Here is a 13738-nt window from a genome sequence, read left to right as displayed (position 1 = left end):
TTATGAAGAAACAAATCATTTACAGTATCGCTTTAACTTTTATATGGGTAGGTTTTGTAGGCGCAATAAGCTTTATGGAAGCTTGGTTAAAATTTCAAGCACCAAATATTACTACAGCGTTAGGCTTAGGCATTGGGCAATTAGTATTTAAAGCACTTAATAGCGTAGAGATTACCTGTGCCATTTTAATTTTACTCTTAATTTTTAGCAGTAAACACACACAACGTTTTAAGGCGTTACCGTTTTTAATAATAGCGTTAGTAGTACTTGTTATTCAAACCGTTTGGGTATTACCAGCCTTAGACGCTAGAGCAAGTTTAATTATTAATATGGTAAAAGTACCACCAAGCAAACTGCATCTGTGGTATGTTATTCTAGAATTAATAAAAGTAACAAGCTTGATTATTTACGGTATTAAAATATTACGCAGTCACACATTAAATAATAAACAAATAACAACCACATGAAAACAGCTTCATTAACAGACGATTTGGTTTTTACACCAAACAAACCAGCCATTACATTAATACTAAAAACAGAAACCACTAAAGAAATAAGAATCGCCTTAGAAAAAGGGCAAACCATGAAAGAACACAAAGCACCATTTCCAATAATTGTTGAGGTTTTTGATGGTGCCATAGAATTTGGTGTAAACGGCGAAAAACAACACTTAACAAAAGGAGCACTAATAGCGTTAGACGCTAATGTTCCTCACGATTTAAAAGGATTAGAAAATAGTATTATAAGATTATCTATTTCTATAGCAGATACAGTACAACGCGTACAAAATGTAGGTTAATATAAAAGTAAAAATATATAAAAATGAAAAAAGTTTGGATTGCATTTTCAAGCGTAGTCATACTCTCTTTTATTGCCCTAATTTGGGTAGGAACAGAAGTATACCAAAAACAACCACCAATACCAGAAACGGTAATAATTGAAGAAACAGGAGAGGTAGTATATACAAAAGCCGACATACAAATTGGGCAAAACGTTTGGGAGTCTATAGGAGGTATGGAAGTCGGTTCTATTTGGGGACATGGTAGTTATGTTGCTCCAGATTGGTCTGCCGATTGGATACATAAAGAAGCGGTTTTTATGCTCGATGCATGGGCTAAAAAAGACTATAATACGACTTACGATAATTTAGATGTAGAGCCTAAAGCAGCTTTAAAAGCGCGTTTAATTAAGACCATTAAAACAAATACTTTTAATCCTTTAGATAAAAGTGTTACCATAACACAAGAGCGTTACACTGCTATTGTTAGCAATACGGCACATTATACCGATATTTTTTCTAACGGTTATGAGCAATATGCTATACCAAAAGGAGCACTAGAAGACACCGAAAAATTAGAGCAGTTAAATGCTTTTCTATTTTGGACTTCTTGGGCAGCAAGTACTAACAGACCAGATAAGGAGTATACTTACACGTCAAACTGGCCACACGAACCTTTAATTGGTAATACAATTACTGCCGATTCTCAAATATGGTCGGGATTCTCGGTAGTATTATTGCTATTATTTATTGGGATATTAACGTACTATTATCTTAGAAAACACGAGAAAGGAGACGCGGTTATTCATCCTAAAGAAGATCCTTTAGGAAAATTAGTGCTTACTAGATCTCAAAAATCGGTTTTAAAATATTTTATCGTCATATCACTATTAATAGGACTTCAGGTAATATTAGGCGTATTAACGGTACATTATACAGTAGAAGGTCAGGCCTTTTTTGGTTACGATTTATCTAGTGTATTACCTTATTCCATAACCAGAACTTGGCATACGCAATTAGCAGTATTCTGGATTGCTGCCACATGGTTAGCAACAGGTTTATTTTTAGCACCAATGATTAGTGGTAAAGAAATGAAATACCAAGTCTTTGGTATTAATTTCCTCTTTATTGCATTACTTATTATTGTTTTAGGATCTTTAGTAGGCGAGTGGCTTGGTGTACATCAGTTTTTAGATTTAACAACCAATTTCTTCTTTGGGCATCAAGGTTACGAGTACATGGATTTAGGTAGATTCTGGCAAATATTTTTAGGTATCGGTCTTGTTTTATGGGTACTTATGGTTGGAAGACACGTAGTATTTGGTATTAGAAAAAACGATGATTCTAAGCATTTATTAATCATATTATTAATTTCTGTAATTGCTATTGGTATGTTTTTCTTTTCAGGATTAATGTATGGCGAAAACAGTAGTTTACCAGTAATTAACTATTGGAGATGGTGGTTAGTACACCTTTGGGTAGAAGGATTCTTCGAAGTTTTTGCTACTGTAATTATTGCCTTTATTTTTCTAAGAATGAAAATTCTTTCGGCTAAAACAGCAGGACGTGCTTCTATAGCCTCTGCAACAATATTTTTAGCAGGTGGTATTATAGGGACGCTTCATCATCTATACTATTCGGGAACACCAGTGCAAGCCATAGCTTTAGGTGCTACATTTAGTGCGCTAGAAGTGGTGCCACTTACTTTAATGGGTTTCGAAATTAGAGAGAATTGGAACTTGTTAAAATCTAATGAGTGGGTTCAAAATTATAAATGGCCAATATTCTTTTTTATTGCAGTCGCGTTCTGGAATATGGTAGGTGCAGGTGTTTTTGGTTTTTTAATAAATCCGCCAATTGCATTGTATTACATTCAAGGTTTAAATACCACAGCAGTACATGCACATACCGCATTATTTGGAGTCTATGGACTGTTAGGAATGGGCTTTATAATTATATGTTTACGTTTTTATTCGGACCGTGTTTGGAGTTCTACAAAACTAAAAAGAGCCTTTTGGTTATTAAATATAGGTTTAGTAGCAATGGTTGTTTTTAGCATGTTACCAATAGGTATTATTCAAGCATATACGTCTATTACAAAAGGCTATTCGTTTGCGCGTAGTGCAGATTTACTGTACTCACCAACGGTTCAAACCTTAAAATGGTTACGTATGATTGGAGATATTATTTTTTCTGTCGGAATATTTTACTTCTGCTGGTTTACTATTAACGAAACTATTTACTGTTTAAAAAAGAAAATCTAACACCCGTTTTAATATGAAAACAATTGAAGATAGAGCAGATGTTTACAAGTTGGTAACTACTTTTTATGCTAAAGTTAGAGCTGATGCACTTTTAGGTCCCATTTTTAATCATCATTTAACAGATGAGCAATGGCCACCGCATTTAGATAAACTAACCGATTTTTGGGTAACAAGTTTATTTGGAGAAGCCTGTTTTAAAGGAAATCCAAGTCAAGCACACCAAAAAGTAGATAAATATTTAAACCAAAAAATGGATCAACACCATTTTACACAATGGCTAGATTTATGGTTTAAAACTATCGATTCTCTATTTGTAGGCGAACATGCTAATCGTGCAAAAGAAGCCTCAAAACGAATGGCGATGGGACAATTTGCTAACGTTTGTAGGAGTAGAGAACAATTGTAGATTATAAAACAAAGTAACTATACTATTACTAATGTTTTAGTAACGTTTAACTTTAGGGCTGTAATAGCAACATTAGAGAATGATTTGTTATTGCTTGAACTCGAATAGAAAGCCGTAAAAACTTATATTTAAAAGATTTAATGTTGTTTTACGGATTAATGGTATTATCTTTGCAACACATTAATAAATTAAATTACATTACAATGAATAAAGGTACAGTTAAATTTTTCAACGACGCGAAAGGATTTGGATTCATCACTGAAGAAGGTGTTGACAAAGATCATTTCGTACACATTTCTGGATTAATCGATGAGATTAGAGAAGGTGACCAAGTTGAATTCGATTTACAAGAAGGAAACAAAGGATTAAACGCGGTTAACGTAAAAGTTATCTAAGAATATATTCATATTTTTTCAAAAAGCCCATCTAATTTAGATGGGCTTTTTTTATGCTCAATAGTTTGTGCTACAAAAAGTGTGATTATCTTTACCAAAAAATATTTTATGTCAAAACAGTTTTCAGATATTGGGATTAATAAGCAACTTCAAGAAAGTTTAGCGACTTTACAAATTTCTGTACCTACAGATATTCAAGAAAAAGTTATTCCTGTTATTCTAAACCAAAAGGAAGATGTTGTTGCATTAGCAAAAACAGGAACAGGTAAAACTGCTGCTTTTGGTTTACCATTATTACAACTTATAGACATAGAGCAATCTTCTATTCAGGCTGTAATACTTGCGCCTACAAGAGAATTAGGACAACAAATTTTCAATAATTTAGAGTCTTATAATGCAGAGAGCATGCAAGTATCTATTGCAGGAGTATTTGGAGGAATTCCAATAAAACCACAAATAGAACGATTAAAAGAAACAACTCATATTGTAGTAGCAACTCCAGGACGTTTAGCAGATTTAATAGAACGTAATGCTATAAACGTAAAAGAGATTACTTATTTTGTGTTGGATGAAGCCGATGAAATGGTAAGCGCACACAAAGAAGGTGTAGATGCTATTATTAAAGCGTTACCAAAAAGTAGAAGAACTTTACTTTTTACCGCTACACTACCAGGAACTATTAAACAAATGGTTCAAAATTACATGTCTAAACATGTGGTACAAATTGAAGCGAATATGGAATCTGTTGGTCATCAAGGCATCGATCACCAATACATAGTTGTAGAGCCTATAGAAAAACTTGAAGTTTTACTTCATTTTTTAAATGCAAACGAAGGACAACGTGGTATTATATTCTGTAAAACTAAAGCAGCAGTAAATAAGCTAGCAAAAAAACTAGCCATTAATAAATTCTCTTCTGGTGCTATACACGGAAGCCTAACACAAGGTATTCGAGATCGTATTATGGGACAGTTTAGAGAAGGCCATATTGATATTTTAGTAGCTACAGATTTAGCAGCTCGTGGTATTGATGTAAAAGAATTGTCTTGGGTAGTAAATTATCATTTGCCAGATACTTATGAAGCTTATGTACATAGAAGTGGACGTACTGCTAGAGCAGGAGCAAACGGATTATCGCTTACTATTATACAGAAAGAAGAAGTAGAAGATATTGGTGAGTTTGAAGAAGAGTTAAACATTAGTTTTACACCTTTTAAAAAGCCAGATGCACAAAGTATAGAAGATAATAACACGTTATTATGGGCTAAAAAAATATTTAAAGCGAAGCCTAACAGAGAAGTTAATGAAGCTTTAAAAGGACAAATTAAAACGATATTCCATCACTTAACAAAAGAGGAATTAGTAGATAAAATACTGGCAAATTATTTGATGCAAACCAGTGCAAGTAAAGAAAAGCCAGAAGAGTCTAAAAAGAAGAAAAACAAGTAATTTTTATAATAGAATGTTGTCACTTTTAGTGATTCTGAAATATGAAGAATTGTATCGAGAAGATTAATTTTAAATTGTTCTCGAATTAATTCTGATAAAAAACAGAAACACTCAAATTCACAATACACCGTTAGATAATTTTATGAAGGAAAAGAATAACAATCAAGAGATTGAAAACTGTATTGCAACAATTCAGAAGTTATTGGATGATACCAATCAGCTTTTCGAATTACCAGAAGACCAAAGAGTAGAACTTTTTAAAGTTGCTGGTGCCTTAACACGACCAAGTCGTGACGAGTTTCAACGCAGACGTAAAGACGCCAAAAAAGCGGCAAAGCGTAAAATGATTGAAAGCGATAAGCATGCTAGAAAAACAACTGGTATTCGTTCGGCTAGAGAAGCAACATTATTTGTAGCTCCAAAATTATTGGCAGCTGCTGTAATTAATGAAGATACTCCAGAATTAGAATCGCCAAGAAACTGCTACGTTTGTAAAACAGTCTATACTAAATTACACCATTTTTACGATACGATGTGTACCGATTGTGGCGATTTAAACTATGCTAAACGTTTTCAAACTACAGATTTAAAAGATCAAGTTGCTGTAATTACAGGTTCTCGATTAAAAATTGGATACCATATTACATTAATGTTATTACGTTCTGGTGCAACAGTTGTTGCAACTACACGTTTTCCGGCAGATTCTGCTATTCGTTTTTCTAAAGAAGATGATTATAAAACGTGGAGCGATCGTTTACATATTCATGGTCTAGATTTAAGACACATACCAAGTGTAGAAATTTTCTGTAACTATATAGAACAGAAATACGATAGATTAGATATTTTAATAAATAATGCAGCGCAAACGGTTAGGCGTCCATCTGGTTTTTATTTCCATTTAATGGAAAATGAAAAGTTACCTATCGATAAACTGCCAAAGCTTGCACAAACGTTATTACAAGACCACGAAAGTTGTTTAAAAGAGCTGTCTAATTTGAGTGTTGGACCTTCTAAAACAGATAAAAATAATGTATTGCCAGTAACTTGGCATGGTCCAGAACCTGGTATTGGGTTAAGAAACTCGGCAGAGTTATCTCAAATCCCTTATAGTTTCGACAACTCTTTACAAACAGCAGAAGTATTCCCAGAAGGAGAATTGGATGCCGATTTACAACAAGTAGATTTACGTAAAACAAACAGTTGGAGATTAAAACTAGGCGAAATTGAAACTACCGAAATGGTAGAAGTACAGCTTGTAAATGCTGTTGCACCTTTTGTATTGTGTAACCGTTTGTCTAATTTAATGATGAAAGAAAACACAGGTAAAAAACACATTATTAATGTGTCGGCAATGGAAGGGAAGTTTCATAGATTTAAGAAAGAAGATAGACATCCACATACAAATATGGCAAAAGCAGCTTTAAATATGTTAACGCATACTTCAGCAGGAACTTTTGCTAAATCTGGTATTTACATGAACGCAGTGGATACAGGATGGGTTACAGACGAAGATCCAGCAGCTTTATCTAAAAAGAAAGTTGAAGTTCACGATTTTCAACCACCATTAGATATTGTAGATGGTGCGGCACGTGTTATGGATCCATTAATAGATGGTATTAATACTGGTAAGCATTGGAGTGGTAAATTCTTAAAGGATTATTTTCCAATAGATTGGTAGAAAACTATTGCTGTAAAAAAAACTATTTTTTATCATGTACTCATTAAAGATGTTTTTGAATGGAAATGCGACCTCATTGTGTTAAAATAACATAACAATAAGTTAATACTGTTGTTTTTAAACATTAGATATACTCGTAAATTTACGCATAGGATATTGAATGAAACATAAAGTAATTGATTGTTAAAGTCACTAAAAAGAAACATTTAATACTTATAAAACATTAAAAAGCTTCCAATATTTGGAAGCTTTTATGCTTTTGTTATAATAGTTTTTAAAAAAATAACTTTAAAATAATTCTCATATTATCGTATTTAAGATTGATTAAAAGGACTATTTTTATTCCTTTAAAATTAACTAAAATAGTATGCAGAAGTCTAACTCAAAAGCCCTGATTATAGTAGCATTTTTCTCTATTTATATTATTTGGGGATCAACGTATTTACTTAATAAAATTGCAGTTACCGAGCTGCCACCTTTTTTCTTGGCCTCAATTCGTTTTTCTTGTGCGAGTGTTTTAATTTTTAGCATTGCAAAAATCATGAAAATGAAAATTGCTATAACTAAAAAGCAATTTCGAAATTCTATATTAGTAGGTTTTCTATTTTTAGTTTATGGAAATGGCGTTTTTGTTTGGGCACTTAAGTACGTAGATAGTGGATTTGCAGCGTTATTAGCATCTACTCAACCATTATTTGTTTTGTTATTAATGCGATTAATGGATAATAAAAAAATGAAACCTAAGTCTTTAATTGGTGTTGGTTTAGGTCTTGTAGGTATGTATTTGTTGGTGAGTCAGCAAGATTTAATAGCTAATGAAGGCGCACTTTTAGGAATTTTTATGATTTTCACCTGTGTTTTAGGCTGGAGTTATGCTAGTGTATTTGTCTCTAAAGCAGATATGCCTAAAAATTATTTTGTAGCAACAGGTTACCAAATGGCTATTGGAAGTATAATGTTACTTTGTGCAAGTCTATTAACCAACGAAGAATGGATTTCACCATTAGAGTGGAGTACTAATGTAAAAACGGCTATGTTTTTATTAATAACCTTTGGAAGTATTGTTGCTTTTACGGCTTTTAATTTCTTGTTAAAGCAAGTGTCTACAGAGAAAGTAGCAACATCGGCTTATGTAAATCCAATAGTTGCAATGCTTTTAGGCTGGTATGTTTTAGACGAACAATTAAGTACGCAATCTATAGTAGCAGCAGTAGTGCTATTAACAGGTGTTTATTTTATTACTTCAAGGAAAAGACGTTAAGCTTCTCTTTTATTTATTAGACTTTTACTCGTGTATGTTAGTTTTAGAAAACTTAAATGGTGAGATATTAAATAATATAATGTATTTAATTAGGTAACAAGTAATCTTTGGCATTATCTTTGATTTCTATTAAGTAATTATTAAAATTAAATATATTATTATTATGAGTACAGGAACAGTTAAATTTTTCAACGACACAAAAGGATTTGGATTTATTACAGAAGAAGGAGTAGACAAAGATCATTTTGTACACGTTTCAGGATTAATCGATGAGATTAGAGAAGGAGACGAAGTTGAATTTGACCTTCAAGAAGGAAACAAAGGATTAAACGCAGTTAACGTAAAAGTTATCTAAGATATATACTTCAAGTTTTTACAAAAGCCCATCAGTAATGATGGGCTTTTTATGTTTTTGTAATTTTACAAATTAAGCTATTAACTTATTAATTATAGAAATATTGAATAGTTTAGCTTAAGGCTATATATTTCATCTATATTTACAACTTAAGTTGTTGATAGCTTTATTATATGAGTTTCCTTTATACTCATTAAACATTTTTATTTGGTCTTTTTCAATTTTTAATTAAGCGTTTTTCAGTATAAAAAATCTGTGCGTCGTATTATTCTAATTTAAAAATTAATAGCATCAATAATCCAAAATTTTCAAGAGACATAAATCCAGACTTCGCAAGAACGTTAAGATCACGAGTAAACGCATACTTTAAAACGCATAATAAAAGCAGAAATGGTAATGCAAGTATGGTTGTTAAGACTATTATTATGCTATCGTTGTTTATTGTGCCATTGGCTTTATTGTCTTCCGGTTTGGTAACTGCAACTTGGCAATTATTTGCTTTATATATTCTTAGTGGATTTGGTATGGCAGGTATTGGAATGGGAGTAATGCATGATGCTATCCATGGATCATATTCTAAAAACAAAACAGTAAATAAAATATTAAGTTATTCTTTTAATCTTATTGGCGCTAATGCTACTGTTTGGAGGATACAGCATAATGTTTTACACCATACTTATACTAATATAGATCATTCAGACGACGATTTAAATGCGCCATTTTTTCTAAGGTTTTCGCCACATGCAAAACATTATAAGTCTCACCAATACCAACATATTTATATTTGGTTTTTCTATGGTATTTCTACTATATCGTGGATTACAACCAAAGATTTTGTGCGTTTAAAACGTTATAGAGATATGGGCTTTTTAAATAAAAAGAATGAATATAAAAAAGCCTTAATTAGCATGACAGCGTGGAAACTTTTTTACTATTCTTATGCTATTGTATTACCAATGATTTTATTACCATTTGCTTGGTATACTATCTTATTAGCCTTTGTATGTATGCATTTTGTTACAGGTCTTTTGGTTAGTACTGTTTTTCAGGTTGCACATATTATGCATGACAATACTTTTCCTTTACCGGATGAAGATGGTGCAATGAACGATAATTGGTATGCGCATCAATTTGCAACGACTTGTAATTTTGCTCCAAGAAGTAAATTTCTATTTTGGCTTATTGGAGGATTAAATTATCAAGTAGAACACCATGTATTACCAGATGTTTGCCATGTACATTATAAAAATTTAACCAAAATAGTATCGGACACAGCAATAGAGTTTGGGATGCCTTACCACGTTAAGAAGTCTTTTTTTCAAGCCATTATAGATCACACTAAAACGCTTAAGCAATTAGGTAAAAAGGATGTAGTAGTAGTTTAGTGTTTTCATGTACTAAACAGTAAAATTGTCACTAAATACGTTTTGGCATAATATTTGAATTATATAAAATAATTATTAAAATTAAATATAATACTATTATGAGTAAAGGAACAGTTAAATTTTTCAACGACACAAAAGGATTTGGATTCATCACTGAAGAAGGTGTAGATAAAGATCATTTTGTACACGTTTCAGGATTAATCGATGAGATTAGAGAAGGTGACGAAGTTGAATTTGACCTTAAAGAAGGAAACAAAGGATTAAACGCAGTTAACGTAAAAGTTATCTAAGATATATACTTCAAGTTTTTACAAAAGCCCATCAATTTATTTTGATGGGCTTTTTTTGTCATAAAATGTGACATTATTAATTAGTATGACACTGCCATTTGAATATGGCTGTCATTCAGAGGATATTTGTCATTGTGAGCATTACTGTCATTCAGAGCGCAGCGAAGAATCTCTATTATAAAAGAATAGATTCTTCAGTCGTTCCTCCTTCTGAATGACAGTGTATTTAGCTTTTTTCGTTACAAGAAGAATTGATTTTAGGTAATATAACCGTTATTAAGAGCATTTCTGTCATTCAGGGAGAAGCGAAGAATCTCCACTACTAACCATTAGAATACAAAATTAAGAATACACCAATCATAATACCAGCTAATGGCACTAGTTTTTTACGCTTGTTCTTTTCTTTAAATACAATACCTCCAATAACTACAGCTATTATTAACTGGCTTCTTTTTATAGCAGATAGTAACATTATTAAAGCTTCCGGATCTTGCAAAGCTTTAAAATAAAAGTAATCTGCTGCTACTAGTAAAACACCAACAGCAACAATAGACCATCTAAATTTAAATGCTTTACGCTTTGCTGCATATGGAAACCAGGTAATACTTAATATAATTAGTAAAATAATGATGGTATAAAAGCAAAACCAAAATTGTAAAGTTTGCGGATTTAAATTTAAATTTTGAATTAAAAACTTATCGTATAAACCACTTGAAGCACCTAAAAATGTAGCACCTATAATGGCAAATATCCACTTGTTGCGTTTAAAATTAATACCTTCTTTTTTTCCAATTCGGGAATATAACATCACAGAAAATATAATTAAGAAAAACCCAAACCATTGGTATAAATTAGGACTCTCTTTATATATTAAAATGGCTCCTATAAATGTAAAAAATGGTCCAGCCGAACGTATAGGAGTTACAATAGTTAATGGCAAATGCTTTAATGCTTGATAAGCTAAAATCCATGAAGCGGCCATTATAGCTGACTTTATTAAAATAAAACCATGCATTTTCCAGGCTATGTCTTGAAAATTATAGCCATTCTCTTTTGCATATTCTGGATAGAAAATAGAGAGTAAATAAAATGCAGCTACAAATAAAAAGCCACTAGAAACAGTACCTAAAAGTACAGGAAAAACTTCGTTACCTCGTACAGCATGTTTCTTGCATAAGTTATGTAATCCTAAAAAAAGAGCGGCCAATAAGCCTAAATACATCCACATGGTGCGAATATAGTTTTTTAAGAGATTTTGTAATTAAAATGAAGTAAAATTTTTAAGGATTTAGATTTTTAAAATAAAAGAACCTTGTTAACTTGTAACTTTCTCTCTTGTATTAAAAGATTTCGTTTTGTTGTATTTCATAAATAAGTTAATCCATATGTTTCTAGAAATTCTTAAAATTATTGGCAATGCAATAACCATTACAGTAACTATTAGCGCATAACAAATAGCCAATGAAAGATGGAAAAGAAAGTAGGATATAAAAAAAGTGGTCCCACCAAAAAAGATACCAACAGGATAACTAACATACATAGCACCAAAAAAGAAAGAAGGTTCAATTTTATATTTTGTATTACAATGGCTACAACGCTCATTCATAGTTAATGTACTTGATACTTTGTATGGATTATGCACAGTGTACATACTCTCGTTTTGACAAACAGGACAATTTCCAGTGAAAATACTATAAATTTTAGTTCCTTTTAAAAATGACATAATCAAACTATTTATATTCTTAATTATATTTTTTGTTTAAAATAGCGTATGAATAGTACTTATACGGTTTTAATCACCTTTTGTTTAATAGCTATTTTAACACTGTAAAGGTATATTATTGTTATTGTATATTACTTGTATCATTGTCTCCATTATTTGTATATTTAGGACATATTTTGTTATTATGAAAAGCTTACCCATTTTAAATATACAGCAGTTTGAAGAAGAGTCTTTATCTAACTTCTATAGTAATGATTTAAGAGTGCACTTAAAAAAGAATGCAGAAATGGTGCATAAACCACATAGTCACAATTTCTTTTTATGTGTCTTTTTTGCCGAAGGTATGGGTACTCATGAGATAGATTTTAATACTTACAATGTTACAAGAGGTAGTGTTTTCTTTTTAAGGCCCGGCCAAATGCATAGTTGGAAATTTACTAGTACACCAAAAGGTTATATTTTTTTTCACACTCAAGATTTTTATGAGTTTCACTTTTTGAATAAAAAAATAAGCCAGTTTCCGTTTTACTATTCTTATGAGAATCCACCAAACCTTATTTTAAATGAAGAACAACTTGATGTTATAGAAATTAGATTTAAAGAAATAAATATAGAATATCATGAGAAAGTTGCTTATAAAAAGCAAAAATTAGCAAGTCTTATTAATCTAGTATATATCGATTTATCTCGTATTTATACAGCTATAGACTCAAGAAAAGAAGTGTTATCTCCTTCCTATTTACAGGCTTTAAGTATTTTAGAAGAAACAATTGATCAATTTTATAAAACGGAAAAATCGGTTAAATTTTATGCCGATAAGCTAAACATAACTTCTAAACACTTAAACCGAATTACAAAAACAACTATTAATAAAACCACTACAGAACTTATTACAGAACGTGTATTATTAGAAGCAAAACGATTAATTGTACATTCTAAAAAATCATTATCTATTACAGCAGAGGCATTAGGCTATAATGATTATGCACATTTTTCTAAATTATTTAAACAAAAAGTAGGAGTAACACCTATAGATTTTAAGAGAAAATATGAGAGTAATAGTTAACATATTTTATAATATTATTCATTACTTAAAATACTCTCCAAAGCATAATACAGTCTGTTTTGAGCATTTTCTTGTGAGCCAAAAATAGAACGAAAAAGCTCTCCTTTTTCTGAAATTAGTAACCACTGCGGCGTGCCTTCAGCCTCAAACTGGTCATAAACTTTATGTCGCTCATCTATATAAATGGGAAACGGAACCTCTCCACTTGTAAAAATACTTTTAATGTTTTCTTTAGTGCCTTCTCTGTTTATAAAATCGGCGTGGATACCTGCAACTTGAATTGTTGGATACTCTTGTTGAAATTTATAAGCCAAAGGTATTGCTCGACCGGTACAACCCAAGCAATCGTTATTATAAATAATAAGTAATAAAATTTTATTACTATAGGTTGCCATTAAGTCTATAGTAACACCATCTAAATTTTTAACTTGTATGTGTTGTATTGGTGTATTCATTTTTGTCTTTTTTAATGTCTATTACTATCAGCAAATTTAAATGTAAAGTTTAATTGCCTAATATTTTATTAATAATCATAAATTTTTCTTTTTTCTATCATAAAAACGAAGTGCTCATAAATCGCGTATTTGAAAATTTATTTACAATGGCACAGAATATTAAAATTATAGCGCTTAATGTTATTTTCATTTTTTGACATAAAAACGTGTTGAAAACAATATAAGTGTAGTGG

General features: G+C 31.2%; 15 protein-coding genes. 12 read left to right on the top strand and 3 right to left on the bottom strand.

Translation table 11 applies throughout. The features are described from left to right. Positions 1-2: 2 nt before the first annotated feature. The 11 genes from ASC41_RS13785 (at position 3) to ASC41_RS13735 (ending at position 10261) form a co-directional block, all read left to right on the top strand. A complete protein-coding gene (locus ASC41_RS13785) occupies positions 3-467 on the top strand; it encodes a hypothetical protein (RefSeq protein WP_055437233.1) in 465 nt (154 codons plus the stop codon). Further along, entirely contained in the window at positions 464-799 is a 336-nt protein-coding gene (locus ASC41_RS13780) for a cupin domain-containing protein (RefSeq protein ID WP_055437232.1), read from the top strand. The genes ASC41_RS13785 and ASC41_RS13780 overlap by 4 nt, the downstream gene beginning before the upstream one ends. A gap of 23 nt (positions 800-822) precedes the next feature. Next, positions 823-3042 (top strand): nitric-oxide reductase large subunit, encoded by a 2220-nt coding sequence (locus ASC41_RS13775; RefSeq protein WP_055437231.1) that lies wholly within the window; start codon positions 823-825, stop codon positions 3040-3042. Between the two features lie 13 nt (positions 3043-3055). Further along, the gene (locus ASC41_RS13770; protein WP_055437230.1) at positions 3056-3448 is read left to right on the top strand and encodes a group III truncated hemoglobin; all 393 of its coding nucleotides are present in this window, start codon (positions 3056-3058) and stop codon (positions 3446-3448) included. A gap of 203 nt (positions 3449-3651) precedes the next feature. Continuing rightward, entirely contained in the window at positions 3652-3843 is a 192-nt protein-coding gene (locus tag ASC41_RS13765) for a cold-shock protein (RefSeq protein WP_055437229.1), read from the top strand. Positions 3844-3951: 108 nt separating this feature from the next. Then, positions 3952-5292 carry a DEAD/DEAH box helicase gene (locus ASC41_RS13760; protein ID WP_055437228.1) on the top strand — a complete coding sequence of 447 codons (1341 nt, stop codon included), beginning with the start codon at positions 3952-3954 and terminating at the stop codon, positions 5290-5292. Between the two features lie 142 nt (positions 5293-5434). Further along, positions 5435-6970, top strand: a complete 1536-nt coding sequence (locus ASC41_RS13755) for an SDR family NAD(P)-dependent oxidoreductase (RefSeq protein ID WP_055437227.1) — start codon at positions 5435-5437, stop codon at positions 6968-6970. Between the two features lie 367 nt (positions 6971-7337). Then, positions 7338-8231: an EamA family transporter gene (locus tag ASC41_RS13750; protein WP_055437226.1), complete on the top strand. Its 894-nt coding sequence runs from the start codon at positions 7338-7340 to the stop codon at positions 8229-8231. A gap of 163 nt (positions 8232-8394) precedes the next feature. After that, positions 8395-8586 carry a cold-shock protein gene (locus ASC41_RS13745; RefSeq protein WP_055437225.1) on the top strand — a complete coding sequence of 64 codons (192 nt, stop codon included), beginning with the start codon at positions 8395-8397 and terminating at the stop codon, positions 8584-8586. A 425-nt stretch (positions 8587-9011) separates the two neighbouring features. Next, complete coding sequence (locus tag ASC41_RS13740) at positions 9012-9971, top strand: fatty acid desaturase family protein (RefSeq protein WP_241489674.1); 960 nt, start codon at positions 9012-9014, stop codon at positions 9969-9971. A gap of 98 nt (positions 9972-10069) precedes the next feature. Beyond that, positions 10070-10261 (top strand): cold-shock protein, encoded by a 192-nt coding sequence (locus ASC41_RS13735; protein ID WP_055437223.1) that lies wholly within the window; start codon positions 10070-10072, stop codon positions 10259-10261. A gap of 322 nt (positions 10262-10583) precedes the next feature. Here the strand turns inward: ASC41_RS13735 and ASC41_RS13730 are convergent, their stop codons facing one another. Together ASC41_RS13730 and ASC41_RS13725 are read right to left on the bottom strand one after the other, a co-directional pair. After that, the gene (locus ASC41_RS13730) at positions 10584-11489 is read right to left on the bottom strand and encodes an EamA family transporter (protein WP_055437222.1); all 906 of its coding nucleotides are present in this window, start codon (positions 11487-11489) and stop codon (positions 10584-10586) included. Positions 11490-11576: 87 nt separating this feature from the next. Next, entirely contained in the window at positions 11577-11984 is a 408-nt protein-coding gene (locus ASC41_RS13725) for a DUF983 domain-containing protein (protein WP_055437221.1), read from the bottom strand. Positions 11985-12168: 184 nt separating this feature from the next. On the opposite strand from ASC41_RS13725, the gene ASC41_RS13720 reads away from it, so the two are divergent. Further along, positions 12169-13050: a helix-turn-helix domain-containing protein gene (locus ASC41_RS13720; RefSeq protein WP_055437220.1), complete on the top strand. Its 882-nt coding sequence runs from the start codon at positions 12169-12171 to the stop codon at positions 13048-13050. Between the two features lie 14 nt (positions 13051-13064). Here the strand turns inward: ASC41_RS13720 and ASC41_RS13715 are convergent, their stop codons facing one another. Beyond that, entirely contained in the window at positions 13065-13505 is a 441-nt protein-coding gene (locus ASC41_RS13715; RefSeq protein WP_055437219.1) for a TlpA family protein disulfide reductase, read from the bottom strand. Positions 13506-13738 lie beyond the last annotated feature (233 nt).

The sequence above is a fragment of the Lacinutrix algicola genome, assembly GCF_001418085.1.
Classification (GTDB): Bacteria; Bacteroidota; Bacteroidia; order Flavobacteriales; family Flavobacteriaceae; genus Lacinutrix; species Lacinutrix algicola.
Note: the sequence above shows the minus strand (reverse complement) of the source record. Positions and strands in the feature narration are given on the sequence as shown.